26 protein-coding genes are annotated in these 25,946 nt (G+C 63.7%); 18 read left to right on the top strand and 8 right to left on the bottom strand.

What is annotated here, in order from left to right:
- Positions 1 to 275: 275 nt before the first annotated feature.
- Positions 276 to 3,200, bottom strand: coding sequence for an excinuclease ABC subunit UvrA (gene uvrA / locus OHD58_RS17215; protein ID WP_263804638.1), 2,925 nt, complete (start codon positions 3,198 to 3,200; stop codon positions 276 to 278).
- A gap of 785 nt (positions 3,201 to 3,985) precedes the next feature.
- Here uvrA and OHD58_RS17210 point away from each other — a divergent pair.
- The 8 genes from OHD58_RS17210 to OHD58_RS17175 all read left to right on the top strand — a co-directional run bounded on the left by OHD58_RS17210 (position 3,986) and on the right by OHD58_RS17175 (position 11,283).
- On the top strand, positions 3,986 to 5,278 hold the full coding sequence (locus OHD58_RS17210) for an ABC transporter substrate-binding protein (RefSeq protein WP_263804637.1): 1,293 nt from the start codon (positions 3,986 to 3,988) through the stop codon (positions 5,276 to 5,278).
- Between the two features lie 61 nt (positions 5,279 to 5,339).
- On the top strand, positions 5,340 to 6,230 hold the full coding sequence (locus OHD58_RS17205; RefSeq protein WP_263804636.1) for a carbohydrate ABC transporter permease: 891 nt from the start codon (positions 5,340 to 5,342) through the stop codon (positions 6,228 to 6,230).
- Positions 6,227 to 7,108 (top strand): carbohydrate ABC transporter permease, encoded by an 882-nt coding sequence (locus tag OHD58_RS17200; RefSeq protein ID WP_263804635.1) that lies wholly within the window; start codon positions 6,227 to 6,229, stop codon positions 7,106 to 7,108. The genes OHD58_RS17205 and OHD58_RS17200 overlap by 4 nt, the downstream gene beginning before the upstream one ends.
- Positions 7,105 to 7,980: an ROK family protein gene (locus OHD58_RS17195; protein WP_263804634.1), complete on the top strand. Its 876-nt coding sequence runs from the start codon at positions 7,105 to 7,107 to the stop codon at positions 7,978 to 7,980. The genes OHD58_RS17200 and OHD58_RS17195 overlap by 4 nt, the downstream gene beginning before the upstream one ends.
- Positions 7,977 to 8,723, top strand: coding sequence for a GntR family transcriptional regulator (locus OHD58_RS17190; RefSeq protein WP_263804633.1), 747 nt, complete (start codon positions 7,977 to 7,979; stop codon positions 8,721 to 8,723). The genes OHD58_RS17195 and OHD58_RS17190 overlap by 4 nt, the downstream gene beginning before the upstream one ends.
- Before the next feature lie 26 nt (positions 8,724 to 8,749).
- Positions 8,750 to 9,544 carry a sugar isomerase domain-containing protein gene (locus OHD58_RS17185; protein ID WP_263804632.1) on the top strand — a complete coding sequence of 265 codons (795 nt, stop codon included), beginning with the start codon at positions 8,750 to 8,752 and terminating at the stop codon, positions 9,542 to 9,544.
- Between the two features lie 231 nt (positions 9,545 to 9,775).
- The gene (gene ssb / locus OHD58_RS17180) at positions 9,776 to 10,300 is read left to right on the top strand and encodes a single-stranded DNA-binding protein (protein WP_263804631.1); all 525 of its coding nucleotides are present in this window, start codon (positions 9,776 to 9,778) and stop codon (positions 10,298 to 10,300) included.
- A 62-nt stretch (positions 10,301 to 10,362) separates the two neighbouring features.
- Entirely contained in the window at positions 10,363 to 11,283 is a 921-nt protein-coding gene (locus OHD58_RS17175; RefSeq protein WP_263804630.1) for a 5'-methylthioadenosine/S-adenosylhomocysteine nucleosidase, read from the top strand.
- A 90-nt stretch (positions 11,284 to 11,373) separates the two neighbouring features.
- On the opposite strand, the gene OHD58_RS17170 is transcribed toward OHD58_RS17175, so the two are convergent.
- The 4 genes from OHD58_RS17170 to OHD58_RS17155 form a co-directional block, all read right to left on the bottom strand.
- Positions 11,374 to 12,366: a Bug family tripartite tricarboxylate transporter substrate binding protein gene (locus OHD58_RS17170; RefSeq protein ID WP_263804629.1), complete on the bottom strand. Its 993-nt coding sequence runs from the start codon at positions 12,364 to 12,366 to the stop codon at positions 11,374 to 11,376.
- Between the two features lie 428 nt (positions 12,367 to 12,794).
- A complete protein-coding gene (locus OHD58_RS17165) occupies positions 12,795 to 13,205 on the bottom strand; it encodes a hypothetical protein (protein ID WP_263804628.1) in 411 nt (136 codons plus the stop codon).
- A gap of 11 nt (positions 13,206 to 13,216) precedes the next feature.
- A complete protein-coding gene (locus tag OHD58_RS17160; protein ID WP_263804627.1) occupies positions 13,217 to 13,846 on the bottom strand; it encodes a MarC family protein in 630 nt (209 codons plus the stop codon).
- 71 nt (positions 13,847 to 13,917) lie between these two features.
- On the bottom strand, positions 13,918 to 14,952 hold the full coding sequence (locus OHD58_RS17155; protein WP_263804626.1) for a CPBP family intramembrane glutamic endopeptidase: 1,035 nt from the start codon (positions 14,950 to 14,952) through the stop codon (positions 13,918 to 13,920).
- Between the two features lie 93 nt (positions 14,953 to 15,045).
- Between OHD58_RS17155 and gyrA the strand changes: the two genes are divergently transcribed.
- On the top strand, positions 15,046 to 17,841 hold the full coding sequence (gyrA, locus tag OHD58_RS17150) for a DNA gyrase subunit A (RefSeq protein WP_263804625.1): 2,796 nt from the start codon (positions 15,046 to 15,048) through the stop codon (positions 17,839 to 17,841).
- 56 nt (positions 17,842 to 17,897) lie between these two features.
- Here the strand turns inward: gyrA and OHD58_RS17145 are convergent, their stop codons facing one another.
- Positions 17,898 to 18,032, bottom strand: coding sequence for a hypothetical protein (locus OHD58_RS17145; RefSeq protein WP_263804624.1), 135 nt, complete (start codon positions 18,030 to 18,032; stop codon positions 17,898 to 17,900).
- Between the two features lie 198 nt (positions 18,033 to 18,230).
- Here OHD58_RS17145 and coaD point away from each other — a divergent pair, with 198 nt between their 5' ends.
- The 8 genes from coaD to OHD58_RS17105 all read left to right on the top strand — a co-directional run bounded on the left by coaD (position 18,231) and on the right by OHD58_RS17105 (position 23,306).
- Positions 18,231 to 18,728 carry a pantetheine-phosphate adenylyltransferase gene (gene coaD / locus OHD58_RS17140; protein ID WP_263804623.1) on the top strand — a complete coding sequence of 166 codons (498 nt, stop codon included), beginning with the start codon at positions 18,231 to 18,233 and terminating at the stop codon, positions 18,726 to 18,728.
- 17 nt (positions 18,729 to 18,745) lie between these two features.
- The gene (locus tag OHD58_RS17135) at positions 18,746 to 19,333 is read left to right on the top strand and encodes a peptidylprolyl isomerase (protein ID WP_263804622.1); all 588 of its coding nucleotides are present in this window, start codon (positions 18,746 to 18,748) and stop codon (positions 19,331 to 19,333) included.
- Positions 19,334 to 19,361: 28 nt separating this feature from the next.
- Positions 19,362 to 19,880, top strand: a complete 519-nt coding sequence (locus OHD58_RS17130; RefSeq protein WP_263804621.1) for a peptidylprolyl isomerase — start codon at positions 19,362 to 19,364, stop codon at positions 19,878 to 19,880.
- Positions 19,881 to 19,892: 12 nt separating this feature from the next.
- Positions 19,893 to 20,342 (top strand): DMT family transporter, encoded by a 450-nt coding sequence (locus OHD58_RS17125; protein ID WP_263804620.1) that lies wholly within the window; start codon positions 19,893 to 19,895, stop codon positions 20,340 to 20,342.
- Positions 20,342 to 21,415: a tRNA preQ1(34) S-adenosylmethionine ribosyltransferase-isomerase QueA gene (gene queA, locus OHD58_RS17120; protein ID WP_263804619.1), complete on the top strand. Its 1,074-nt coding sequence runs from the start codon at positions 20,342 to 20,344 to the stop codon at positions 21,413 to 21,415. The genes OHD58_RS17125 and queA overlap by 1 nt, the downstream gene beginning before the upstream one ends.
- Positions 21,416 to 21,417: 2 nt before the next feature.
- Complete coding sequence (locus OHD58_RS17115; RefSeq protein ID WP_263804618.1) at positions 21,418 to 21,690, top strand: hypothetical protein; 273 nt, start codon at positions 21,418 to 21,420, stop codon at positions 21,688 to 21,690.
- Positions 21,680 to 22,810 carry a tRNA guanosine(34) transglycosylase Tgt gene (gene tgt, locus OHD58_RS17110; protein ID WP_263804617.1) on the top strand — a complete coding sequence of 377 codons (1,131 nt, stop codon included), beginning with the start codon at positions 21,680 to 21,682 and terminating at the stop codon, positions 22,808 to 22,810. The genes OHD58_RS17115 and tgt overlap by 11 nt, the downstream gene beginning before the upstream one ends.
- A 157-nt stretch (positions 22,811 to 22,967) precedes the next feature.
- Entirely contained in the window at positions 22,968 to 23,306 is a 339-nt protein-coding gene (locus tag OHD58_RS17105; RefSeq protein WP_263804616.1) for a hypothetical protein, read from the top strand.
- 36 nt (positions 23,307 to 23,342) lie between these two features.
- On the opposite strand, the gene OHD58_RS17100 is transcribed toward OHD58_RS17105, so the two are convergent.
- Positions 23,343 to 23,756: a DUF2177 family protein gene (locus OHD58_RS17100; protein ID WP_263804615.1), complete on the bottom strand. Its 414-nt coding sequence runs from the start codon at positions 23,754 to 23,756 to the stop codon at positions 23,343 to 23,345.
- Between the two features lie 19 nt (positions 23,757 to 23,775).
- Positions 23,776 to 24,189, bottom strand: coding sequence for a DUF4864 domain-containing protein (locus OHD58_RS17095; protein WP_263804614.1), 414 nt, complete (start codon positions 24,187 to 24,189; stop codon positions 23,776 to 23,778).
- A gap of 281 nt (positions 24,190 to 24,470) precedes the next feature.
- Between OHD58_RS17095 and OHD58_RS17090 the strand changes: the two genes are divergently transcribed.
- Positions 24,471 to 25,883, top strand: a complete 1,413-nt coding sequence (locus OHD58_RS17090; protein ID WP_412177229.1) for a circularly permuted type 2 ATP-grasp protein — start codon at positions 24,471 to 24,473, stop codon at positions 25,881 to 25,883.
- The last annotated feature ends 63 nt before the right edge of the window (positions 25,884 to 25,946 follow it).

The raw sequence follows: 25,946 nt of genomic DNA, 5'->3' as shown, positions 1-25,946 counted from the left end.
TCTCATGCACGGCAAGGGGAGGGCGGCTGTTCCGCACGCGCGCGCCATAACTCGGACTGTCGCAGATCGAGTTTGCTGGCGCTTTCAGGTGCCGGTCGGCACGCTGCGTGATTGGGAGCAGGCGCGTGTCAGCCCGCCAGACTTCGACGAACCAGCTGCCGGGCGCGTACAACGCTGGAAGGCAAACGGCGATGATACCCCTCACCAAGCGCGGCCAACGCCTCCGCTGCGCGGCGGCGGGCCTTGCTATCCTCTCCCACAAGGGGCGAGGAAGGCTACTCCGCCGCCTCGCGCTTCTTCGCGCCCGGCCTCCGCTCCAGCAGTTCCTTCAGGAACTGCCCCGTATAGCTGCGCTTTTCCGCGACAATGTCCTCCGGCGTGCCGCTGGCCACCAGTTCGCCGCCGCCGTCGCCGCCTTCGGGGCCGAGGTCGAGCACCCAGTCGGCGGTTTTTATCACTTCGAGATTGTGCTCGATGACGACCACCGTGTTGCCCTGGTCGACCAGTTCGTGCAGCACTTCGAGAAGCTTGGCCACGTCGTGGAAATGCAGGCCGGTGGTCGGCTCGTCGAGGATGTAGAGCGTCTTGCCGGTCGCCTTGCGCGACAGTTCCTTGGCGAGCTTGATGCGCTGCGCCTCGCCGCCGGAGAGCGTCGTGGCCTGCTGGCCGATATGGATGTAGCCGAGGCCGACCTGCTTCAACGTGTCGAGCTTGTCGCGCACGCCGGGTACCGCGGCGAAGAAGTCGACGCCTTCCTCCACCGTCATGTCGAGCACGTCGGCGATCGACTTGCCCTTGAAGGTGACGTCGAGCGTCTCGCGGTTGTAGCGCTTGCCGTGGCAGACGTCGCAGGTGACGTAGACGTCGGGCAGGAAGTGCATCTCGATCTTGATGACGCCGTCGCCCTGGCAGGCCTCGCAGCGGCCGCCCTTGACGTTGAAGGAGAAGCGACCCGGCTGGTAGCCGCGCGCCTTGGCCTCGGGCAGGCCGGCGAACCAGTCGCGGATCGGCGTGAAGGCGCCGGTGTAGGTGGCGGGATTCGAGCGCGGCGTGCGGCCGATCGGGCTCTGGTCGATGTCGATGACCTTGTCGAGGAATTCGAGGCCCTCGATGCGGTCGTGGTCGGCCGGGTGCTCTCTTGAGCCCATGATGCGGCGCGACGCTGCCTTGAACAGCGTCTCGATCAGGAAGGTCGACTTGCCGCCGCCGGAAACGCCGGTCACCGCGGTGAAGGTGCCGAGCGGGATTTCCGCGGTGACGTTGCGCAGATTGTTGCCGCGCGCGCCGACGACTTTTAAGCGGCGGCCTTTTTTGCCCTGGCGGCGGGCGGGCGGCGTCGCGATCTCCAGCTCGCCCGACAGGTATTTGCCGGTGATCGAGTTCGGATTGGCCATGATGTCGCGCGGCGTGCCTTCGGCGATGACGTTGCCGCCATGGATGCCGGCGGCGGGGCCGATGTCGACGACATAGTCGGCATGCAGGATGGCGTCCTCGTCATGCTCGACGACGATCACCGTGTTGCCGATGTCGCGCAGGTGCTTCAGCGTGTCGAGGAGGCGCGCATTGTCGCGCTGGTGCAGGCCGATGGAAGGCTCGTCGAGCACGTAGAGCACGCCGGTGAGGCCGGAGCCGATCTGGCTGGCGAGCCGGATGCGCTGGCTCTCGCCGCCCGACAGCGAGCCGGAATTGCGCGACAGGGTGAGGTAGTCGAGGCCGACATCGTTGAGGAAGCGCAGCCGCTCGCGGATTTCCTTGAGCACCCGCACCGCGATCTCGTTCTGCTTGGCGTTCAGCGCGGCCGGCAGGTCCTCGAACCACTGGTTGGCCTTGCGGATCGACAGTTCGGTCACTTCGCCGATATGCTTGCCGCCGATCTTGACCGCCAGCGCTTCGGGCTTCAGCCGGTAGCCGGCGCAGGCCGGGCAGGGGGTGGCCGACATGAAGCGCTCGATCTCCTCGCGCATCCAGGCGGATTCGGTCTCCTTCCACCGACGCTCCAGATTGGGGATGACTCCCTCGAAGGTTTTTGTGGTCTTGTAGGAGCGCAGCCCGTCGTCGTAGTTGAAGGTGATCTCGCGCTCGCCCGTGCCGTGCAGCACAGCCTGCTTGGCTTCGTCGGTGAGTTCCCTGAAGCGGTCGCCGAGCTTGAAGCCGTAGACCTTGCCGAGCGCCTCCAGCGTCTGCGAATAATAGGGCGATGTCGATTTCGCCCACGGCGAGACGGCGCCGTCGCGCAGCGACAGGTTCTCGTCCGGCACGATCAGGCTCGCGTCGATGGCGCGCTGGCTGCCGAGCCCGTCGCAGGCCGGGCAGGCGCCGAACGGGTTGTTGAAGGAGAACAGCCGCGGCTCGATCTCGGGAATGGTGAAGCCCGATACCGGACAGGCGAATTTCTCAGAGAAAAGAATGCGTTCGTGGGTTTCGTTCTTGGACTTGTTGACCGAATCCTCGCCGGTCTGGCTGGCATCCAGCGGCTTGTCGGCGAACTCGGCGACGGCCAGGCCTTCGGCAAGCTTCAGCGCCGTCTCGATGGAATCCGCCAGCCGCGTCGCCAGGTCGCCGCGCACCACGATGCGGTCGACCACCACGTCGATGTCGTGCTTGTACTTCTTGTCGAGCGCCGGAACGTCGGCGATCTCGTAGAAGACGCCGTCGACCTTGACGCGCTGAAACCCCTTTTTCTGCAGCTCGGCAAGCTCTTTCCTGTACTCGCCCTTGCGGCCGCGCACGATCGGCGCCAGCAGGAACAGCCTGGTGCCTTCCTCGACCGCCAGCACGCGGTCGACCATCTGCGAAACGGTCTGGCTCTCGATCGGCAGGCCGGTCGCCGGCGAATAGGGCACGCCGACGCGCGCGTAGAGCAGGCGCATGTAGTCGTAGATCTCGGTGACGGTGCCGACGGTCGAGCGCGGGTTCTTCGAGGTCGTCTTCTGCTCGATCGAGATTGCCGGCGACAGGCCGTCGATCTGGTCGACATCCGGCTTCTGCATCATTTCGAGGAACTGCCGCGCATAGGCCGACAGGCTTTCGACATAGCGCCGCTGGCCTTCCGCATAGATGGTGTCGAAGGCGAGCGACGATTTGCCGGATCCGGAAAGGCCGGTCATCACGATCAGGCTGTCGCGCGGCAGGTCGAGATCGACATTCTTCAAATTGTGTTCGCGGGCGCCGCGAATGGAAAGATACTTATGGTCGGCCATGCCGGTCCGCCGCCTCAACTCTGGAATTTCTCGGATTGGCGGGTCTGCCCGGCCATCCCCTATGTAGGTAATTTTGCGGCGCCGTCGAGAGACGCCGCAACTCCTGCCGCATGAGCCTTTAACCGTCTTTCGCGCGAGGGGGCAAGTGAAAAGAACAAAGGCCGAACATGCTCCTGACAACCCGGTGTGGAAAACCGGACGTGCCACAATCTGTTACACGGGATCACGTTTTCCCTCGAAGCCGGCAAAAAGGTTGACGCGGCGGAACGCCGGGAGCAGGATCAATGGCGTCTTCGGACCCATTTTCGCGACGCTCTCTTGTGGTTTGCGAGACGCCGCAAGCACGCGGATCGGGAGCCGAGAGGCATTTGGAGCAACAGACCAGGAGCGAGGCATGACCCCACCGGACTGTTCGACATGGCTCCGCACGAATGCGGAGCCGCAGCAGGCGTAGTGCTTGCCGAGGCAGCAAACCGATCCTGCTGATTCACATCACAATCAGAGACCAATTGTCGGGTCATGCGGCTGCGTGCCGATGAGCACCCGAGATAGTAAAGCCGGTAAAATCCTCCCGGCATCAAGGGCTATGCCCGAACAGGCCCCGACCGCTTGAAACCATAGCGGCGGGGCCATTTTTTGGCCCGAATATCTGGCGCGACAGTGTCGCCTCCAGCCCTGCCGGCATTTTCCACACGGCGTTCTTCCATTGTGGCTTGCGAAAGTCAGTATGACGTTATAACCCTTTTTTCGCACGACAACGCTGGGGAACAGCTGGAGGATCCTTCATGACGCTCGCATGGACATTCAAATACGCGCTGGCTGCCGGCATCGCCCTGTTGCCGCATACCGCGCTGGCGCAATCCGTCAACATTTCCTACCTCACCCACTGGGCGCCCGAAACGGTGGCGCTGCTGGAGCAGGCCGCCAAGGATTACGCCAAGGACCATCCGGACGTGGCGGTGACGGTGCGCGCGGTGCCGTTCGGCGATCTGCTCACCACGCTGCGTTCGCAGGGCGGCGGCGCCGACGGCGCCACGATTGCCGGCATCTACGATCTCTGGTTGCCCGAACTGGCGCGCGACAAGCTCGTGGCGCCGGCGCCCGAACCTGTCGCGGGCGGGGTGAAGGAGGCATGGCCGGCCGGCGTGGCTACGGCCGCGAGCGTCGGCGGTACGGTTTACGGCATCCCCAACGAAATCGACGTCTACGCGCTGAACTACAACAAGGCGCTGTTCGCCGAAGCCGGCATCGCCACGCCGCCGAAGACCTGGGACGAATTGAAGGACGCGGCGACAAAACTGACCAAGAAGGATGCCGGCCAGCAGGGTTTCGGCATGATCAATTCCTGGGCGGCCGGCGTCGTTCACCCGTTCTCGTCGCTGCTGGTGTCGAATGGCGGCGAACTCGTCGTCGATGGCAAGCCGGCGCTCGATTCCAAGCAGGCCGGCGAAACCTTCCAGCTCTACGAAGACCTGATCAAGGCAGGCGTCACCGATCCGGCGATGGCCACGGCGGACGCCAACACCACCGGGCCGTTCCTCGACAATTTCGTCTCCGGCAAGACCGGCATGCTCATCATGGCCAATTGGTGGGAGAGCGCACTCAAGGCTGGCATGGGCGACAAGTTCTCCGATATCGCGACGGCGCCTATCCCGGTCGGCCCAAGCGGCGACAAGCCGCGCTCCATTTCCTATTCGTGGATGACAGTGGTCAACGCCGGCGCGGGTGAAGCCGAGCAGAAGGCGGCCTGGGACTTCCTCGCCTGGCTGAACAGCCCGGAGTCCGGCCCGAACGGCGCCTCGGCCATGGCCAACATCCTGATGTCGATGGGCATCCTGCCGTCGCGCACCTCCGACGTCGAAGCCTTCAAGGACAAGCTGGGCTCCGAATTCCTGGCGGGCTATGTCAGCGTGCTGGCCGACGCCAAGCCATTCCCGGTCGTGCTCGGCGGCCAGGAATTCTCGGAATCGCTGCAGCAGACCATCGAGGCGCTGCAATACGGCCAGGTCACGGCGAAGGATGCGCAGGCCAGCGCCCAGGCCGATGCCGTCTCAATCCTCGCACGCGCCGCGAAATAGCGGGCGGCAGAGGGGCGGGCCGTTGGTCTGAACGGCTCCGCCGCATTTCCGGAAACATGGCATGAGCAATTCTTACCGCGGCTCGGTGCTGACAATGCTGACGCCGGCCGTTGGGCTGATCGGCGTCTTCATCTTCGTGCCGATGCTGCTGACGGTCTGGTTGTCGCTGCAGGACTGGTCGACGCAGACCGGTTTCCAGACTGCGCGCTTCATCGGGCTCGACAATTTTTCCGAGATCTTCGGCCCGACGTCGATCGGCCGCGACTTCAAGCGCGCCTTCGTCAACACGGCGCTCTACACGGTGCTTTCCATCGCCCTGATCCTGCCGTTGTCGGTCGCCTTCGGCCTGCTGGTGCATCAGCGCAATGTCGCTGGCGGCACTATTTTGAGGACCGTGCTCTTCTCGACTTACATGGTGCCGATGATCGCCGTGGCGCTGGTGTGGTCGAAGCTCTATTCGCCGACCGAGGGGCCGATCAACCAGATGCTCGGCTGGGTCGGCCTCGGGCCGCAGCCCTGGCTGTCGTCGCCGAGCACGGCGCTGGTTTCGATCGTGCTGCTCAATGTCTGGCAGCAGGTCGGTTATTTCACCGTGCTGATCATTGCCGGGCTGACGCAGATCCCGAACAGCCTCTATGAGGCCGCGACGCTGGACGGCGCCAGGCCGCGTCAGCAATTCACCGCGATCACGCTGCCGCTGCTGCGCCGCACGCTGCTGTTCAGCGCGGTGATCGCCATCATCAACGCGGTGCAGGTGTTCGAACCGGTGGCGCTGATCACCCAGGGCGGGCCGGTCGGCTCGACCAACGTGCTGACCTTCCACATCCGCCGCGTCGGCATCGAGCGCGCACAGGGCGGCCTGGGCTCGGCGATGGCGGTGACGCTCATGTTGTCGCTGATCGTGGTGATTTTCGCGCTGTTCGCCTTCGCCAGAAGGAACGACAACGAATGAGCGGGGCGGGCGACGAGAGCGTGAGGCAGGGTGTCATCTTCCTGCGCAAGCGGCCGACCGGCGCTGATGCATTGGTTGCGACGCTGATGCTTGTCGTGCTGGTGGCCTCGGCCTTTCCGCTGCTGTGGATGGTGCTGTCCAGCTTCAAGACCGCGGCCGAGACCATGCAGGTGCCACCGGCCTGGCTGCCGCGTTCGCCCAGTCTCGAGGCCTACGGCAAGGTTGCCGGGGTGATTTCGGTCGGCCGCTCGATGCTCAACTCGGCGATCATCGCCTCGGTGACCACCGCCGGCATCCTGGTGACCAGCCTGATGGCCGGCTACGCCTTTGCGAAATACCACTTCCGCGGCAAAAACATGCTGTTCGCCGCGCTGATCGCCACCATGTTCCTGCCGCCCATCGTCACCCTGATCCCGCTCTACCGGATCGTCGGCTACCTCGACCTGAATGCAAGCTTAGCCGGGGTGATTTTGCCAAATCTTGCCAATGCTTTCGGGATTTTCCTCATGCGTCAGTTCATCGCCGGTGTGCCCGACGACCTGATCGACGCGGCGCGCGTCGACGGCGCCTCGGAACTGCGCATCCTGTTTGCCATCGTCGCGCCGAACGTGGCGCCGGCCATCGCCGCACTCGCGCTGTTTGCCTTCGTCTACCACTGGAACAGCTATTTGTGGCCGCTGACGGTGCTGCAGGGCAACAGCGACCAGTACCCGATCGTCATCAGCCTCAGCCGGCTGTTGAGCTACAACCGCGGCGCCATGAACACCAACCTGGTGATGGCGGGCGCCACGCTGGCGGTGCTGCCGCCGCTGGTGCTTTTCGCGTTCCTGCAGCGCTTCTTCGTCGACAGCATCGTCAGCTCCGGAGTGAAGGGATGAGCAGGATCCTCGCCATCGACCTCGGCGGAACGCAATTGCGGGCAGCGCTCTGCGAGCCCGGCAATCCCGTCGGGTTCGATCCGGTCGGGACATGGCCGGCGCCGAAGGACCTGAAAGGGTTTCGCCAGCATGTCACGGCGCTGGTTGCCGATCATGGCGTGCGGCTGCTGGGCATCGCGGTGCCGGGCACAGTTTCCGGCACTGCATGCCTGTGGATCCCCAATCTGCCCTATCTCGATGGCGTCGATCTTGCAGCGCTGTTTCCCGCTGTCGAGATAGGGCTCGGCCATGACGCGCAACTGGCGCTGCTTGCTGAGGCGACGGCCGGCGCGGCGGAAGGCCTGAGCGATGTGCTTCTCGTCGCGATCGGCACCGGGATCGGCTCGGCGGTGCTTGCCGGTTCGCGCATCGTGCGCGGTTCGAGCGGCAGTGCCTGTTCGTTCGGCTGGGCCTGCGCCGATCTCGATGACGCGGGCCACGACCGCGACGGCTGGCTCGAGCGCCATGTTTCCGGCCGCGCCCTCGACCGGATCGGCGGAAAGGTGGGTTTCCGCGACGGTTTCGGGCTGGTCGAGGCAGCCCGCAAAGGCAATGCCGCGGCGATATCGGCGCTGGTGGCGCCGACGCGCGCGCTGGGCGTCAGCCTGGCGGGAGCCGTGGCGCTGCTCGACCCGCAGGCGGTCGTGCTGTCGGGCGGCGTTGCCGCCGCGGCGGACGTCCTGGTCGCGCCGGTGATGGACGCCATGCGCCGGCAGCTGCCGCCGCATCTGCGCGGCGTGCGCATCACCGCCGGATCGTTCGGACCGAACGCCAGCCTGACGGGTGCCGCAATCGCCGGGGCGAGGGGGCTCGAATGGGACAGGATACGATGAGCGAGCGGCCGCGTTTCACCAAGCCCAACCGCCACCGGCCGGAGCCGCTGTGGCACCAGGCCGAGCAGGCGATACGCACGCTGATCACCAGCGGGGAATGGGCGAGCGGCGCGCAGATCCCCAACGAGGAGCGGCTTTGCGACCTGCTCGGGGTCAGCCGCATCACCATCCGCCATGCGCTGCGCAACCTCGAGGATTCCGGCCTGCTCAGCCGCGAGCACGGGCGCGGCACCTTCGTGCGGCGGGCGACCGTCGTTGCCGGCGCGCGCGGGCTTACCAGTTTCACCGAGGAGATGGCCAATCTCGGCCTGAACGTCGGTTCGCGGCTGCTGGACATCCAGATCGTGCCCGCCGATGCCGAAGCGGCCGCGGCGCTGGAAATCGAGCCCGGCGCGCCCGTGGTGAGCCTGCGGCGGCTCAGGCTTGGCAACAACCAGCCGATCGGCATCCAGACAGCGCACCTGCCGGAGAGCCGGGTGCCCGGCATCCTGGAAGAGGCCAGGAATATCCACTCGCTCTACGAGTTCCTGAAAATCCGCTACGGCATCGCTCCCGTCGAGGCGCGCGAAATCTACAGGCTGGGCACCGTCACGCAGGAAGACGCCGAGCTGATCCAACTGCCGGCCGGCAGCCCGGCCTTCGTGGTGGCGCGCACCGCCTTCGACCGCGCCGGCCCGTTCGAATTCACGGTCTCGACCATGCGCGGCGACCGCTACGAGATCCGTTCCATCCTCTACATCTGATCCAACGCGAAAGGTAATTTCAGATCATGTCGACATCCTACATCAGCCGCCTCGCCAAGCTCATCGATGGCGCGGCAACGGCCAACGAAGCGGCATTCGAGACCGTGTCGGCCAAACTTGCCGAGACGCTGGCGAACCAGGGCCTGGTGCATCTCTACGGTTCCGGGCATTCCGTGCTGCCGGTGCAGGAAGCGTTCCCGCGCTACGGCAGCTATGTCGGTTTCAATCCGCTCACCGATCCGCGCGTGATGTGGCACAACGTGCTCGGCGCCGGCGGCGTGCGCGAACTGCTATGGCTGGAGCGCACGGAAAAATACGCGGAAAAATTCCTCGACCACCAGCCGCTCAACCCGGGCGATTCCATCATTATCTTCGGCCACAGCGGCCGCAACGCCTCGGGCATCGATGCCGCACTCTATGCAAAGAAGCGCGGGCTGTTCGTCACCGCCATCACCAGCAAGAACAACCTCGACAAGCCGGCCAGCCACTCTTCCGGCAAGCGGCTGGCCGACGCGGCCGATGTCGTCATCGACACGACGTCGCCGATCGAGGACGCCATTGTTCCGGTGAAGGGGTGGAGCCGCCCGGTGGCCGGCTCGTCGACCGTGCTTGCCATGATCATGGCGCACGAGCTGATCGCGCGCACGGCGCAGAAACTCGCCGACCGCGGCATCGAACTGCCGACCTTCGCCTCGCCGACCATCGAAGGCGTGACGCTGCACGACACCGACGTCATCTACGGCATCTACCGCGAGCGCATGCTGGACGCGCAGAAGAAGCATCTCGGTTTCTTCCAGCAGCGCATGCAGGGCGACGCCTGAGTTTCGCTTGTTGTTACCTTAATTCTTTTGCGGGTCGCCCATGGCGGCCCGTTCGTTGTTTCAGGGTCTTGCGTCCGGGCGGTTTCTCTACTAGAACAAAAGAGGAACGAAAACAATGTGTGGACAGAGCGCCGTTTTCTGACGGCGGCGGCGCATGTCCGAGGCCGATCGGATAGAGTGCGCCGTCGGAATTTTTTTGCGACTGTTTAGGATGAGCGCGGAGAAAGTGTCATGGCGGGTAGCGTCAACAAAGTCATTCTGGTGGGCAATCTGGGCGCGGACCCGGAAATCCGCCGGCTGAATTCCGGGGAACCGGTCGTCAATCTGCGCATCGCGACGTCGGAAAGCTGGCGCGACAAGAACTCCGGCGACCGCAAGGAAAAGACCGAGTGGCATCAGGTCGTGATCTTCAACGACAATCTCGCCAAGGTGGCCGAGCAGTACCTGAAAAAGGGCATGAAGGTTTACATCGAAGGCCAGTTGCAGACCCGCAAATGGGAAAAGGACGGCGTCGAGCGTTATTCGACGGAGATCGTCCTGCAGAAATTCCGCGGCGAGTTGCAGATGCTGGATTCGCGCGGGCAGGGCGGCGACAGCGGCCAGGTTGCCTATGGCGGTGGTGGCGGGCGCGGCTCGGATTTCGGCCAGTCCGGCCCGAATGACAGCTATGGCGGCGGCAATCGCGGCGGCGGCGGTGGTAGCCGTGGCGGCGGCGGTGGAGGTTCGCGCGACCTCGACGACGAGATTCCGTTCTGAGATCCAACCGTAAAGTCATCGCTGGTCCTGGGTATGCTGGATCGGCGTGGAGGTTTTCCGGCATGAGCTTGATGGCCCGCCTTGCGGCGTTCTGCCTGTTTGCGGTCGCAATCGCGGTGCCGCCTGCGATCGGCGCGGAACTGCTCGACGCAAAGCCGCGCATCGCAGTGGTTTCGGCGTTTCCGCCGGAATGGGTGGCGCTGCAGGCGGACCTGACCGAAAGCGCCGAGCACACGATCAACGGCCGCAAGTTCATCACCGGAAAACTCGGCGGCAAGGATGTCGTGCTGTTCCTGAGCGGCGTCAGCATGGTCAACGCCGCGATGACCACGCAGTCGGCGCTTGACCGGTTCACCGTCACCTCAGTGATCTTTTCGGGCATTGCCGGCGGCGTCGATCCGGCGCTCGGCATCGGCGACGTTGTGGTCGCCGACCAGTGGGGCCAGTATCTCGAGGCGATCTTTGCGCGCGAGACGGCGGACGGCTACCAGATACCGCCGTTCCTGCCCAAGGACCAGTTCGAAGGCCACGGCATGATCGTTCCGCGCTCCGTCAGCGTCGCCAGGAAGGGCGGCGAGGCGGAGGAGACGCGCTTCTGGTTTCCGAGCGATCCGGCGCTGCTCGATGCGGCGCGCAAGGTCGCCGCGAAGCTCGATCTCGAGGATTGCGCGCCGGAGAACAAGTGCCTGTCGCGGCCGCCGAAAATCGTCGTCGGCGGCAACGGCGTCTCGGGACAGGCCTTTGTCGACAATGCCGAGTTCCGCGAATATGTGCTGAAAACCTTCGGCGCAAAGGTGCTGGACATGGAGAGCGCAGCGGTCGCGCATGTCACCTACGCCAACGGCGTTCCCTTCCTGGCGGTGCGCAGCCTTTCGGATCTTGCCGGCGGCGGCGAGGGCGCCAACGAGATGGCGACGTTCATGGCGCTGGCGTCGAAAAATTCGGCGAGCGTCGTCAAGGCGCTGCTGGCGGAGATGCCCTGACTTTCCTTGGCGATGCGGTACGTTCGGCCGATCCCGAAACGAACGGCCGGCTTGCGCCGGCCGTTGCGTTCCATCGATGCCCCGACTTTGTCAGCCGCCCATTTTGAAGGCGCCGGCGTCGATCAGGGCCTTCATGTTGGTGCGCTCCACCTCGAGGCGCTTGGCGAGATCTTCCGGCGTGCCGGGTGTCGCGGAAAAACCCGCTCCGGCAAGCTTCTCCTTGCCCTCGGGGCTGGAAATGTACTCGTTGATCGCGGCGTTCAGCGTGTCGATGATCGGCCGCGGCGTGCCCTTCGGCGCGAACAAAGCGAGCCAGCTGCTGTTGTACAGGTTCTTGCCCTTGAAACTGCTCTCGTCCACCGACGGAATGTCCGGATAGAGCGGGTCGCGCTCCGGCTGCATCACCATGATCCACTTCAGCTTGCCGGATTCTACGCCCGGCTCGAAGCCCGACGGGAAACCCGACCCGATATGGGTGACGCCACCCATCATGTCGGCGACCATCGCGCCCTGGCCGCCATAGGGCACGATCAGGATCTCGGCGCCGGTCTTGTAGGCGATCTGGGAAATCGCCGCATGCGCATTGCCGCCGACGCCCGAAACGGCCGCGTTCAGCTTGCCCGGATTGGCCTTCGACCAGGCCACCATCTCGTCCAGCGTGTTGAACGGCGCGCTGGCGCTGGCCGCGATCGATGTCGATGTTGTCGTGGCGAGAGCGACCGGCAGAAGATCGGTCGTCGGATCGTAGGGCACGCCCTGCGGCATGAACAGGGCATTCACCAGGGGAGCGCCGGAGGTGAAGTCCAACATGTAGCCGTCGGCGGGGGCACGCACCACGGTCGCGCTGCCCACGGTTCCGGATGCGCCGGGCCGGAAGTCGAGCACGAAGGCCTTGCCGAACTTCTTGCTGAGGGCATCGAAGATGATGCGCGCGCCGACATCGGCGCCGCCCCCTGCCGCCCACGGCACAACGACGATAACCTCGCGCTCCGGGTAGTTGTCCTGGGCCGCGGCCGGCACGATCGCGGTGGCCGTCAGTCCGGCAGCCATCAGCGCCGCGGAAAGGAATGTCCGTCTTTTCATCTTGTCGCTCCTCCAGATCTTGTTTCGTTTCGTTCCGCCGTTGTCTCCCGGCCTTCCTTGGAGGGCTCGGGGCCGGCGCTTGGCTCACAGGCGACCTTGTTGAAGGCGCCTGGATCGGCGTATTCCCGGAATTCAAACGCGCAGCCGTCGTCCGGCGCCACATGCGTGGTTTGCCGGCCTGTGTGGCCAACCAATCGAAGATATCCACCGCGCCCATGACTTCGTTGCGCGCTATGGCGAAGGCGCCCGGATCGCACTCGCCGCCGGAGCCCGTCCATAAGCACTCCGTAAAGACATAACATTATGTAAAACCAGGATGCCGTCAAGTCCTGGACCGGAGCTCGCGGCCGATTCAGCGCGGGAATCCGGCACATGCGGGACCGTGTCCAGGCAGGCATGCGTCTTTCGACCGCCAAGGAGGCTTGATTTTACCGGCGTTGCAGTTCTGCCAATGCCTGCTCGTAGACCGGCGATTGCTGGTTGAACCAGGCCGCCGCTTGCGGCCAGTTCGCCCTGTCCAGCATGTCGGTGCGCAGGCTTGAGCCGAGAAGGAAGTTCTCGCGCAGCCGCAGGTTTGGGCGGGCGAGGGCCGCAGCGAGGAATTCCCGGTGCGGGAACAGATATTCCCTGATCAACCCGCTTCTCGTGCGGCGCGCGCCGCGCACGAACAGGCCGACGCCGCCATTGGCGACGTAATGAACGGCGATCAACGGCATTGGTCCGACTGCCAGCCAGCGCGAATGCTCGTTGCCGCGCTCCATCCTGGTGCTGAGCGCCGGCAATTCCTCGGCAAGGAAGGCAAAGAAGGCGCGGCGGTGCGCGGTGATCTCGGAAACCATGTGTCGCCGGTCTATGCCGCCATCAGCGCCTTGATGCCGTCGGCGACGAACTGCACGGCCAGTGCTGCGAGGATCACCCCGAGCAGCCGGGTCAGGATCGAGCGGCCGGTCTGGCCGAGAATCCTGTCGACCCGCTCGGCGAGCAGGAACACCAGATAGGTGAGCGCCAGGCAGACGAAGATGATGGCGACGAGTGCTGCCTGACCGGCGAATGTCGGAAGCCCGCCCGACAGCAGCACCGTCGCGGAAATCGCGCCTGGCCCGGCAATCAGCGGGATCGCCAGCGGAAACGCCGCGACGTTGTGGATATGGTCCCTGGTGATGGCGACGTCGGAGATCTTCTCCTTCCGGTCCTGGCGCTTCTCGAAGACCATCTCGAAGGCGATGAAGAATAGCAGGAAGCCGCCGGCGACGCGGAAGGCGGGCAGGGTGATGCCGAAGACCGAGAGGATCGACGCACCGGCGACGGCAAAGAGGGCGAGCACACCAAAACCGATGATCGAAGCGCGGATCGAGACTTGTTTTCGCTCCTCGCGGTTCATGCCGCGCGTCACCGCCAGGAACAGCGGCGCCAGCCCCGGCGGGTCGATCGTCACGAGAATGGTGACGAAGGCATTGAAAAGGCTGTCATAGCTCGGCATTAGACACCCCGTTGCAGGCAGACTAATCGGAGGGTGACGCAATCGCCAGCGGATAAGTTTGGCCCGCACCGTCAAAAAACTGGCGTGGCAATATTTTTCTTGCTTGCCAGCCTGAATGGCGAACGCGGGTGAAGCGACAAAGCGAGTGGGATTATCGTGAGCACAATCCCGGCGATTGCCATCAATACCGCGTCAGCCGGCGTCCATGACTGGTCTTGCAGCGGGAGGCCTACATACAACGCAGCCCATTGGAAGTCTGCGTCGCCGCCGAAAAACAAAATAGCCACGACATTGTTGGCGCAATGCGCGCCGAATGCCGCGCCAAGGTTTCCCGTGGCGCAGACGAGCAGCGTCATGGCCACCGAAAAGACTGCGATGCTGATGAGAACGGCAGCGTTCATCCAGGGCACGGCGTCGCCATCCCAGTGCAGCAGCGTAAAAACCAGAGTCGGCAAGACTGCCCAAACCAGCCAGTTGGGGAACCGTTGCGCAAGCGACTGTTGGAGATAGCCGCGAAAAACCAGCTCCTCCGCTGAACTCTGCACCAGGATCAACAGGGAGAATGGCAGGAGGGCCACGATCCAGTTGAGCAGTTCTACCTCGCCCCTTCGGCCTGTTGGGTCCGTGGCGAAAAAGAGTGCTGACGACAACACGCCGACTATGAACCAAACCGCAAAGCTGCTGGCGAAATCATGCCATGAAAGCCGGCCGGTCACCCCCATCAAGCTGGACAACCGCCTGCGGTGAACAAGGCGAAGAGCAACCCATGTGCCAGCCCACGCGACGCCGATCGTGGATAAAGCTAGGGCGAAGCCGAGCCATGAATCGAGGAATGATTCATACAGCAATTCGGAGGCTTCCCAATACGAAAGCGTCGGCTGCGCGCAGCCTGCGAGCGAACAAAATCCCTGATAAACCAATGGGCCGGCGGCGATGGCAGCGATGGTGATGAAAAGGACCATTAGCGTGATGACGGAAAAGCCGATGGCAATCCGCCATGCACTGTTGCGGCCTTCGCCGGCTTTCGCGACAATAAACCGAGGCGCTATTCGGACATGCTGTCGCACGTCGTCACAAACTTGGATATCCGCTTGAATTTCCGTCAAAAATCAGAACCGGAAAAATCCCGTCGCCATTGGAGAATTGCAAGGCTTTCCTATATAAGACGAGTGTGATTCCCATAGTGATTGTGACCCAATTTGACTGACCAGAAGACACCGCGCGGCGGCGATGGCGGCCCGACCGGCATCGAGCCGATTTCCATCATCGAGGAGATGCAGCGCTCCTATCTCGATTACGCGATGAGCGTGATCGTCAGCCGCGCGCTGCCCGACGTGCGCGACGGGCTGAAGCCGGTGCATCGTCGCATCCTCTACGCGGCGCATGAGAGCGGCTATCACTGGAACCGCAAATACGTGAAATCAGCGCGGCCGGTCGCCGACGTGATGGGTAAATACCATCCGCATGGCGACGCCTCGATCTACGACGCCCTCGTGCGCATGGCGCAGGACTGGTCGATGCGGGTAACGCTGATCGATGGGCAGGGCAATTTCGGCTCGATCGACGGCGATCCGCCGGCGGCCATGCGCTACACCGAATCCCGCCTGACCAAGGTTGCGCATGAACTGCTGGAGGATATCGACAAGGAAACCGTCGATTTCCAGGACAATTACGATGCGTCTGCCGAAGAGCCGCGCGTGCTGCCGGCGCGGTTTCCGAACCTGCTGGTCAACGGGTCGGGCGGCATCGCCGTCGGCATGGCGACCAATATCCCGCCGCACAATCTCGGCGAAATCGTCAACGGCACCATCGCGCTGATCGACAATCCGGCGATGGAACTTGCTGACCTGATGGAGATCATCCCAGGCCCGGATTTTCCGACCGGCGGCATCGTGCTTGGACGCTCCGGCATCTACAACGCCTATTCGACCGGGCGCGGCTCGATCCTGATGCGCGGCCGCGTCAACATCGAACAGCGGGCCAACGATCGCGAGGCGATCATCATCACCGAGGTGCCGTTCCAGGTGAACAAGGCCACGATGATCGAAAAAATGGCCGATCTGGTGCGCGAGAAGCGCGTCGAGGGCATTTCCGACATCCGCGACGAGAGCGACCGGCAGGGCTATCGCGTCGTCATCGAACTGAAGCGCGACGCGGTTGCCGATGTCGTCTTGAACCAGCTCTATCGCTACACGCCGCTGCAGACCTCGTTCGGCGCCAATGTGGTGGCGCTCAACGGCGGCAAGCCGGAGGTGATGACGCTGATCGACATGCTGAAGGCCTTCATCGCCTTTCGCGAGGACGTCATCAGCCGCCGCACCAAGTTCCTGCTCAGGAAAGTGCGCGAGCGGGCGCACGTATTGGTCGGCCTGGCGATCGCGGTCGCCAATATCGACGAAGTCATCAAGCTTATCCGCCAGGCGCCCGATCCGCAGACCGCCCGCGAGCAGTTGATGGAGCGCCGCTGGCCGGCCGCCGATGTCGAGTCGCTGATCCTTTTGATCGACGATCCGCGCCACCGCATCAATGAGGACGGCACCTACAATCTTTCCGAGGAACAGGCGCGCGCCATCCTCGAATTGCGGCTGCAGCGCCTGACCGCGCTTGGCCGCGACGAGATCGCCGACGAATTGAATACGATCGGCGCCGAGATCACCGATTTCCTCGACATCCTCTCGTCACGCGCCCGCATCCAGCAGATCGTCAAGGACGAACTGGCCGCGGTGCGCGACGAGTTCGGCACGCCGCGCCGCACCGAACTCGCCGAGGGCGGCGCCGACATGGAAGACGAGGACCTGATCCAGCGCGAGGACATGGTCGTCACCGTCAGCCATTCCGGCTACATCAAGCGGGTGCCGCTGTCGCAGTACCGGGCGCAGCGCCGCGGCGGCAAGGGCCGTTCCGGCATGTCGACCAAGGACGAGGATTTCGTCACCCGGCTGTTTGTCGCCAACACCCACACGCCGGTGCTGTTCTTCTCGTCGCGCGGCATCGTCTACAAGGAAAAGGTCTGGCGGCTGCCGATCGGCAATCCGCAGTCGCGCGGCAAGGCGCTGATCAACCTTTTGCAATTGCAGCAAGGCGAGCGCATCACCACGATCATGCCGCTGCCGGAAGACGAGGCGAGCTGGAGCGAACTCGACGTGATGTTCGCGACCACGCGCGGCACGGTGCGCCGGAACAAGCTCTCAGACTTCATACAGGTCAACCGCAACGGCAAGATCGCCATGAAGCTCGAGGAAGAGGGCGACGAGATTCTCGGTGTCGAAACCTGCACCGACAATGACGACGTGCTCCTGACCGCCAATTCGGGCCAGTGCATCCGGTTCCGGGTCAGCGACGTGCGCGTGTTCCAGAGCCGCAATTCGGTCGGCGTGCGCGGCATCTCGATGGCCGACAGCGACCGGGTCATTTCGATGGCCGTTATCGAGCACGTCGATGCCGAACCGTCCGAACGCGCCGCCTACCTGAAGCGCTCGGCCAATGAACGGCGCCTGGCGGCCGGTGCGTCCGGCGAGGAAGAGGAAATCGCGCTGACCAACGAGGAGGTCGGCGAGGAAACCGATCTTTCCGACGAGCGCTACGAGTTCCTGAAGCAGCACGAACAGTTCGTCCTGACGGTCACCGAATACGGTTACGGCAAGCGTTCATCGTCCTACGATTTCAGGCTCACCGGCCGTGGCGGCAAGGGCATCCGGGCGACCGATGTGTCCAAGGTCGCCGAGATCGGCCAGTTGGTGGCGGCTTTCCCGATCGGCAATGACGACCAGATCATGCTTGTCTCGGATGGCGGCACCGTCATCCGCGTGCCTGTCAACGGTATCCGCTTCGCCAGCCGCGCCACCAAGGGCGTGACCATCTTCAACACCGCCGAAGGCGAAAAGGTGGTTTCGGTCGAGCCCATCTCGGAGCCGCAAGGCGACGAAGAGAATGGCGAAGAGGTTTCCGAAAATGGCGGGGAGGAAACTTCCGGCGAAACGGACGGTGATATTTAAACCCGTCCCAAGACGCGCACAGCAAAGGCCGGATCGTGTCCGGCCTTTTTCTTGACCTAGCGGTGACCGTAGGGGGTAAAACGGTCGTTGCGGTCGTCCATGCGCACGCGTTGAGCTTCATGATGGATGCCGAAAGCGGTGGCGATCAGCATGGCAACTGTCATTGCGGCGGCGAGCATGAAAATCATCATTGTTCTGTTCTCCTGCGCCTTACAACGTTTACATGGGTGTTTGGTTTCATCTTCTGAAGGGTCACTTTGGTATTGCGCCGTTGAACCTTTCGTGATCCGTCCGTTCGTTGGCCGTTCACCGGGCTACGTCTGGGCCGCGAGATTTGTCCGTGACTGGCGAATTGCCTTTGCCGAAAGAGGTCGCTAGAACCGCCAACCATGACTGAGCGCATCGCTATCTATGCCGGTTCCTTCGACCCGCTGACCAACGGACATCTCGATGTCCTCAAGGCGTCGCTCGCAGTTGCCGATCTTGTGTTCGCGGCGATCGGCATCCAGGTGTCGAAGACGGCCGTTTTCACGTTCGAGGAGCGCGCGGCTTTGATCGACAATGCCGCCGCCGAGTTCGGCAAGGACGGCAAGCGCATCCGCGTCGTTTCCTTCCAGGGGCTGGTCATCGACGCGGCGCGCAAGCATGGCGCCTCGATCATGATCCGCGGCCTGCGCGACGGCACCGATCTCGACTACGAGATGCAGATGGCGGGCATGAACGAGACGATGGCGCCGGATCTGCAGACCGTGTTTCTTCCGGCGAGCCCCTCGGTCCGCACCATTACCGCCACACTTGTCCGCCAGATAGCCTCGATGGGCGGCGACATCCGCCCCTTCGTGCCGGAAGCGGTCGCGGTCGCATTGAAGAAGAAATTCGCAAAATAAAGGTCGAGGAGACATTCATGCAGCTGAAAAGGCTTGCTTCCCTGTTTGTTGTCGTTGCCGGCCTCATCGCCGGAAGCGTGTCGGCATTCGCCGCCGATCCGGAAAACACCATGGTCATCACGCTGAAGGACGGCGACGTGACCATCGCGCTGCGTCCCGACCTGGCGCCGAAGCATGTCGAGCAGATCAAGGCGCTGGTGCGCGAAGGCGCCTACGACAACGTCGCCTTCCACCGCGTCATCGACGGTTTCATGGCGCAGACCGGCGACGTCCAGTACGGCGACATGAATGACGGCTTCGATCCCAACTCAGCCGGTACCGGCGGTTCCGACAAACCCGACCTGCCGGCCGAATTCAGCCAGGAGCACTATGTCCGCGGCACCGTCGGCATGGCGCGCGCCCAGAGCCCGGATTCGGCCAACTCGCAGTTCTTTATCATGTTCGCGCCGGCGCCGCCGCTCGAGGGCCAGTACACGGTCGTCGGCACCGTCGAAAGCGGCATGGACCTGGTCGACAAGATCAAGAAGGGCGATTCGGCGCAGAACGGGGTCGTCAGCGATCCCGACCGCATGATCAAGGTCCGCATCGCGGCAGACCCAAAATAATCACAGTAAAACAGGAAGGAATTGGCTGATGGCCGATATCAAGGATCCGGAAAACACGCTTCTCATGGAAACCACCAAGGGGAAGGTCGTCATCGAACTGCTTCCGGATTTGGCGCCCGGCCATGTCGGACGCATCAAGGAGCTGACCCGCGAGGGCGCCTATGACGGCGTCGTCTTCCACCGCGTCATCGATGGCTTCATGGCGCAGACCGGCGACGTCAAGTTCGGCAAGTCCGACGGTGCGTCGTTCAATCCGTCGCGCGCCGGCATGGGCGGTTCGGACAAGCCGGACCTCAAGGCCGAGTTCTCCAACATGAACCATGCCCGCGGCACCTGCTCGATGGCGCGCGCGCAGAACCCGAATTCGGCGAACTCGCAGTTCTTCATCTGCTTCGAGGACGCCGGGTTCCTGAACCGCCAGTACACGGTGTGGGGCCAGGTCATCGAAGGCATGGACAATGTCGACAAGATCAAGCGCGGCGAGCCGGTGCAGGATCCCGACAAGATCGTCTCGATGAAGGTTGCCGCCGACGTCAAGGCGGCCTGACCGGGGCAGGAAATGGCGGGCGTCCTCTGGTCGTTGCTCGGCGTTCTGGCGGGCGCCTTCATTGCCGTGCAGGCGCCGATCAACGCGCAACTGGCGCGCGGGCTCGGCCTGCCGGTGGCGGCGGCCGCCTTTTCGTTCCTTTCCGGCGCCGTCATCCTCGGCGTCATTTCGCTGCTGATGACGCGGGCGCAGCAGGTTTCGATCGACTGGCAGGCGCCGGCGCTCTGGCTGTTTGCCGCCGGCGGCTTCCTCGGCGCGGCCTATGTGACCAGCGCTGTCATCCTGACGCCGAAGCTCGGCGCGGCGGCGTTGATGGCCTTTCTCGTCACCGGCCAGCTCATCGCCGGCATGCTCATCGACCGCGTCGGTTTCCTCGGCGTCGCGGTGCGTGAAATCTCCATGGGCAGGATCGTCGGCGCTCTGCTTTTGCTCGCCGGAGCGCTGATGATCCGCGTTTACTGATGCGCGTCGATCTTTTCGATTTCGAGCTTCCCGAAGACCGTATCGCGTTGCGGCCGGCCGTGCCGCGCGATTCCGCAAAGCTGCTCGTCGTGCAGCCGGGAAAACCGCTGGTGGACGATGTCGTCGGCGCACTGCCGGCCCTACTGCAGCCCGGCGACGTGCTGGTCTTCAACGACACAAAAGTCATTCCGGCGCAGCTGAACGGCACCAGGCAGCGCGGCGAGGCGCTCGCCAATGTCGATGCCACCTTGCACATGCGCACCGCGCCCGACCGCTGGCTTGCGTTCATGCGGCCGGCCAAACGCGTGGCGGAAGGCGACCGCATTCGCTTCGGCCATGACGGCAATGCCTGTTTCCTCGGGAATCTCGACGCCACCGTGCTGGAAAAACGCGATGCTGGCGAGGTACTGCTCGGTTTCGACCTGTCCGGCGCCTTCCTCGACGAGGCGCTGCACGCAGTCGGCCATATCCCGCTGCCGCCCTACATCGCCTCGAAGCGTCCTGACGACGCCCGCGACCTGACCGACTACCAGACGGTTTATGCCCGGGACGAGGGCGCCGTGGCCGCCCCCACAGCCGGACTGCATTTCACGCCGGACCTGTTCGCAGCGCTCGACGCGCGCGGCATCGAGCGGCTTTTCGTGACGCTGCATGTCGGGGCTGGAACGTTCCTGCCGGTCAAGGCCGACGACACGGCCGGCCACAAGATGCATGCCGAGACCGGGCATATTTCGAAACAGACCGCCGACGCGATCAACGCGGCCAAGGCGCGCGGCGGCCGGGTCGTCTGCGTCGGGACCACTTCGCTCAGGTTGATCGAGAGTGCGGCGCGCGACGGCACGGTGGAACCGTGGTCCGGCCCGACCGACATCTTCATCACTCCCGGCTATCGTTTCAAGGCGGTCGACGTGCTGATGACCAATTTCCACCTGCCGCGCTCGACGCTGTTCATGCTGGTTTCAGCCTTTGCCGGACTGGAGACCATGCGCGAGGCCTATCGCCACGCCATCGAAAACCGCTACAGATTCTACTCCTACGGAGACGCAAGCCTTCTGTTCAAAGCGGAGGAATAGCGATGGACGACGATCTGCAGACGATGGACCGCCCGGCACTGATCGCCGAGGCAAAGAAACTGAGGGCCGGCATTCGCAAGCATCGCGACTCCACCGGTCACGATCTGTGTTGGCACCACCCCGACCTGTGGGCGCTGTTGCCGGAGAAGACGGCACCTGCGATCGCGGTGCCGCCATGGCCGAGATTCATGCGCGGCTGCATCCACTACCGGCAGTCGCTGGAAGAGCAGGCGGCCGGTGCGCCCGTTCACGACAAGGAATATGATGGCGGATAATTTTGGATTCCGGCTCAAGGCAACCGACGGCAAGGCACGGCGCGGCGAAATCTCGATGCCGCGCGGCACCGTGCGCACACCGGCCTTCATGCCGGTCGGCACCGGCGGCACCGTCAAGGCCATGTATATGGACCAGGTTCGCGGTGTCGGCGCCGACATCATCCTGGGCAACACCTACCATCTGATGCTGCGGCCTGGCGCCGAGCGCGTGGCTCGTCTCGGCGGATTGCACGATTTTGCCCGCTGGCCGTATCCGATCCTCACCGACAGCGGCGGCTTCCAGGTGATGTCGCTGGCGCAGCTCAGGAAACTCGACGAGAAGGGCGTCACCTTCCGCTCGCATATCGACGGCGCCGCCTACGAGATGTCGCCGGAGCGTTCGATCCAAATCCAGGGTCTGCTCGATTCCGACATCCAGATGCAGCTCGACGAGTGCGTTGCCCTGCCGGCCAAGGAAAACGAGATCGAGCGCGCCATGGAGCTTTCGCTGCGCTGGGCCGAGCGCTGCAAGACAGCCTTCGGCGTGCAGCCGGGCAAGGCGATGTTCGGCATCGTCCAGGGCGGTGACAATGCGCGGCTGAGGGTGCGTTCCGCGTCCGCGCTGAGCGGCATGGACCTGAAAGGTTATGCAGTCGGCGGACTGGCAGTCGGCGAGCCGCAGGCCGTCATGCTCGACATGCTCGACGTCACCTGTCCCGAACTGCCCGCGGAAAAGCCGCGCTACCTGATGGGCGTCGGCACGCCCGACGACATCCTGAAATCGGTGGCCCGCGGCATCGACATGTTCGATTGCGTGATGCCGACCAGGGCAGGGCGCCACGGCCTTGCCTATACCCGTCGCGGCAAGGTCAATCTGCGCAATGCCCGCCATGCCGACGATCCGCGCCCGCTGGACGAGGAAAGCGATTGCCCCGCGGCGCGCGACTATTCCCGCGCCTACCTGCACCATCTGGTGAAGTCGCAGGAGGCACTGGGCGCCATGCTTCTGACCTGGAACAATCTTTCCTATTACCAGCGGCTCATGCAGGACATCCGCGACGCGATCGAGGCGGGCCAGTTCACCGAGAGGGCCGCGGCCATCAGCGAAGGCTGGGCGAGGGGTGATCTGGCGGCGATCTAGGGGTCATCAACCGCCGAGGTCGAATGCGCCCTTCCGAATCGATGCCATTCGGGCATTGTGCGCAACATACCGTGAAGGTGCAGACCGGAACCCCGGCTGTCCTGGTACGTTTTTCGATCAGATTAGGGACGACAACCTCGACTGTCAGGAGGAAGCAATGAACAGGCTTCAATCTGGTTTTTTGGCCACCACGCTGGCGGCGTCGTTCTTGATTGCGCCGGCGATGCCGCTGAATGCGGCCCCCGTCTTCGTACCGAAGTCCGTTGAGACGCGAACCGATGTCCAACAAGTCAGGCACCGGAAGTGGCACCGCGGGCATCGTCACTGGCGCGCCGAACGTCGTCATTGGCGCGCTGAACGCCGTCACTGGAGAAGGCACGCCTGGCGGGATCGTTACTACGACGACGATTATTACTACAGGCGGCACGGCTCCCGCTATCATCACCGTTACTGGCGGCCCCAACGCTCAGGCGTAACGCTTGAGTTTTCATTCTAGCCGCCTGACTGAATGAACGTCATCGCGCGACATGCCCTAGCTGTGCGTGTCGCGCCAGAATGGAACGAGGATCGCCACTGTGACGCCAGAGGCCACCGCACCCATCAGGGTGCCCCAGGCCGTGTCGACGACGGCGACGACCGGATCGTATCCCCTGAAAACCGACAGGTTGGTGGCGTTGTAGGTGAGGTAGGTGAAGAAGCCGAACAGCGCGCCGTTGACAGCGGCAATCCGCCAGTTGCCGGCTTCCAGGCCGGCGCTGATGGCAAAATAGACGAGGCCGATCACATAGAGGGCATAAAAGACACCGGCAACGCCCCATTTCGGCCGGTCGAGCATCATCTCGCCGATGCGGCTGACGTACAAGCCGCGCGCGACGAAACCGAGCCAGAGAAAATCGAGCAGCAGGAAGATGAGCAGCGCCAGGCCATAGGTAGTTGCGTGTTTCATGGTGTCTTCGTCGCCCGGTTCAGGTGCTCAGCGAGGTCGAGGCGCGCAGGCTGACACCGGTGATGCGGAATTTGCCGTCCGGCTGCAATTCGAGCGTGTAGACGGCTTCATAGTCCTTGCCGTCCTCGCCCACGATCATGACCTGCTGGATGATCGATGTCGGGCTCAGTTCCTGGACCTTGCCGAACGCATAGTTGCGCGGCTTGTGAACCGGCTTGTAGGCGCCGGTGACCATGTTCATGAAGATGTCGAGCGTCGGGAAAATGCGCTTCACATTGGGCGCGGCGTAACTGTAGGCGCCTTCGTCGTCGCCGGCGCGAAAGGCCCTGAGTTGGCCGTCAATGGCGCCTTGCGCCGCCTTGACCTCGGCATCGCCGGCGGACGCCGGCAACGCCAGCGCAAGCATGAACAGACCAACAAAGGCGATGCGCATGGGCTATCTCCCGTCCTGGCGCCAGCCGCTTGCCGGCGGATTCGCCCGGACCTCCATAATATCATACGGCGGGCGGGCGTGTGGGGTTTCACTGGCGGCCCTGATTTCCTCCGGGTTCACTCGGCTCCGCGCCGGTTGCCCAAGGCCGCCGCAAAGCGGCATGCAAGGTGCCGCGAAATTGGGCAAACGCGCGTCAGCGGCTCGTGCCCGGCGACAACTATGCGATTACGCTTGCTTTTCCGCCCTGACGCCGCTGAAATGGCGTCACAGGGGAGATGTGCGTGACAGCATTCGATGAGATGCACCCCGAAGAGACCGGGTTGCGCAAACCATATTCAGCCTATGATCGCTGGTTTCAGGCCCAGGACCCCGCAAGACTTACCGAAAAAATGCGTGACGCCGAGCGCGTGTTCCGCAAGACGGGCATCACCTTTGCCGTCTACGGCGAGGAAGAAGCCGCCGAGCGGCTGATCCCGTTCGACATCGTGCCGCGCATCATCTCGGGTTCCGAATGGCGGCGGCTTACCCAGGGCATCGAACAGCGGGTGCAGGCGCTCAACGCCTTTCTCGACGACATCTATCATCGCCAGGAAATCCTGCGCTCCGGCCGCGTGCCGAAGGAATTGATCGCCGCCAACGAAGCGTTCCTGCCGGAGATGATCGGCATAAGGCCGCCGAAAGGCGTCTACACCCACATCATCGGCGTCGACATCGTGCGCATCGACGAGAACGAGTTCTACGTGCTCGAGGACAATGCGCGCACGCCGTCAGGCGTTTCCTACATGCTGGAGAACCGCGAGACGATGATGCAGCTCTTCCCCGAGCTGTTCCAGCGGGTGAAGGTGCGGCCGGTCGAGAACTATCCGCAGTTGCTGCGGCAGTCGCTGGGCGCGGTGAGGCCCGATAATGTGCGCGATGCACCGCGCATCGCCGTGCTAACCCCGGGCAGCTTCAATTCCGCCTATTTCGAGCATGCGTTCCTTGCCGACCAGATGGGCGTCGAACTGGTCGAGGGGCAGGATCTGCGCGTCGTCGACGGCCATGTCGCGATGCGCACGACCGAAGGCTACAAGCAGATCGACGTGCTCTACCGAAGGGTCGACGACGCCTATCTCGACCCGCTCACCTTCAAGCCGGATTCGACGCTCGGCGTGCCGGGCATCATGGATGTCTACCGGTCCGGCAACATCACCATCGCCAACGCGCCCGGCACCGGCATCGCCGACGACAAGGCGATCTATTCCTATATGCCCGAGATCATCGAATTCTACACCGGCCGCAAGGCGATCCTCGGCAACATCCCGACCTGGCGCTGCTCGGAACCGGACAGCCTGAAATACGTGCTGGAGCACCTTGCCGACCTGGTGGTCAAGGAAGTGCACGGGTCCGGCGGCTACGGCATGCTGGTCGGCCCGGCGGCCAGCCGCAAGGAGCGCGAGGATTTCGCCAAGAAACTCGCGGCGCGCCCGTCGAACTACATCGCGCAGCCGACGCTTTCGCTGTCGACCTGCCCGATCCTCACCGAAAAGGGACTGGCGCCGCGCCATGTCGACCTGCGGCCGTTCGTGCTGGTGTCGGATCGCATCCAGATCGTGCCCGGCGGCCTGACCCGCGTGGCGCTGAAGCAGGGATCGCTGGTGGTCAACTCATCGCAAGGCGGCGGGACGAAGGATACGTGGGTGTTGGATGATTGAAGGGTGGGGAGGTGAGTAGGCAGTAGTGAGTAGTGAGTAGTGAGTAGTGAGTAGTGAAATGAA

It is taken from the genome of Mesorhizobium sp. ZC-5 (genome assembly GCF_025753855.1).
Classification (GTDB): domain Bacteria; phylum Pseudomonadota; class Alphaproteobacteria; order Rhizobiales; family Rhizobiaceae; genus Neomesorhizobium.
Note: the sequence above shows the minus strand (reverse complement) of the source record. Positions and strands in the feature narration are given on the sequence as shown.

Excerpts from the sequence above, each read along its gene's own strand:
- uvrA (WP_263804638.1), bottom strand. The coding sequence starts at position 3,200 with ATGGCCGACCATAAGTATCTTTCCATTCGCGGCGCCCGCGAACACAAT.
- OHD58_RS17210 (WP_263804637.1), top strand. The coding sequence starts at position 3,986 with ATGACGCTCGCATGGACATTCAAATACGCGCTGGCTGCCGGCATCGCC.
- OHD58_RS17205 (WP_263804636.1), top strand. The coding sequence starts at position 5,340 with ATGAGCAATTCTTACCGCGGCTCGGTGCTGACAATGCTGACGCCGGCC.
- OHD58_RS17200 (WP_263804635.1), top strand. The coding sequence starts at position 6,227 with ATGAGCGGGGCGGGCGACGAGAGCGTGAGGCAGGGTGTCATCTTCCTG.
- OHD58_RS17195 (WP_263804634.1), top strand. The coding sequence starts at position 7,105 with ATGAGCAGGATCCTCGCCATCGACCTCGGCGGAACGCAATTGCGGGCA.
- OHD58_RS17190 (WP_263804633.1), top strand. The coding sequence starts at position 7,977 with ATGAGCGAGCGGCCGCGTTTCACCAAGCCCAACCGCCACCGGCCGGAG.
- OHD58_RS17185 (WP_263804632.1), top strand. The coding sequence starts at position 8,750 with ATGTCGACATCCTACATCAGCCGCCTCGCCAAGCTCATCGATGGCGCG.
- ssb (WP_263804631.1), top strand. The coding sequence starts at position 9,776 with ATGGCGGGTAGCGTCAACAAAGTCATTCTGGTGGGCAATCTGGGCGCG.
- OHD58_RS17175 (WP_263804630.1), top strand. The coding sequence starts at position 10,363 with ATGAGCTTGATGGCCCGCCTTGCGGCGTTCTGCCTGTTTGCGGTCGCA.
- OHD58_RS17170 (WP_263804629.1), bottom strand. The coding sequence starts at position 12,366 with ATGAAAAGACGGACATTCCTTTCCGCGGCGCTGATGGCTGCCGGACTG.
- OHD58_RS17165 (WP_263804628.1), bottom strand. The coding sequence starts at position 13,205 with ATGGTTTCCGAGATCACCGCGCACCGCCGCGCCTTCTTTGCCTTCCTT.
- OHD58_RS17160 (WP_263804627.1), bottom strand. The coding sequence starts at position 13,846 with ATGCCGAGCTATGACAGCCTTTTCAATGCCTTCGTCACCATTCTCGTG.
- OHD58_RS17145 (WP_263804624.1), bottom strand. The coding sequence starts at position 18,032 with ATGATGATTTTCATGCTCGCCGCCGCAATGACAGTTGCCATGCTGATC.
- coaD (WP_263804623.1), top strand. The coding sequence starts at position 18,231 with ATGACTGAGCGCATCGCTATCTATGCCGGTTCCTTCGACCCGCTGACC.
- OHD58_RS17135 (WP_263804622.1), top strand. The coding sequence starts at position 18,746 with ATGCAGCTGAAAAGGCTTGCTTCCCTGTTTGTTGTCGTTGCCGGCCTC.
- OHD58_RS17130 (WP_263804621.1), top strand. The coding sequence starts at position 19,362 with ATGGCCGATATCAAGGATCCGGAAAACACGCTTCTCATGGAAACCACC.
- OHD58_RS17125 (WP_263804620.1), top strand. The coding sequence starts at position 19,893 with ATGGCGGGCGTCCTCTGGTCGTTGCTCGGCGTTCTGGCGGGCGCCTTC.
- queA (WP_263804619.1), top strand. The coding sequence starts at position 20,342 with ATGCGCGTCGATCTTTTCGATTTCGAGCTTCCCGAAGACCGTATCGCG.
- OHD58_RS17115 (WP_263804618.1), top strand. The coding sequence starts at position 21,418 with ATGGACGACGATCTGCAGACGATGGACCGCCCGGCACTGATCGCCGAG.
- tgt (WP_263804617.1), top strand. The coding sequence starts at position 21,680 with ATGGCGGATAATTTTGGATTCCGGCTCAAGGCAACCGACGGCAAGGCA.
- OHD58_RS17105 (WP_263804616.1), top strand. The coding sequence starts at position 22,968 with ATGAACAGGCTTCAATCTGGTTTTTTGGCCACCACGCTGGCGGCGTCG.
- OHD58_RS17100 (WP_263804615.1), bottom strand. The coding sequence starts at position 23,756 with ATGAAACACGCAACTACCTATGGCCTGGCGCTGCTCATCTTCCTGCTG.
- OHD58_RS17095 (WP_263804614.1), bottom strand. The coding sequence starts at position 24,189 with ATGCGCATCGCCTTTGTTGGTCTGTTCATGCTTGCGCTGGCGTTGCCG.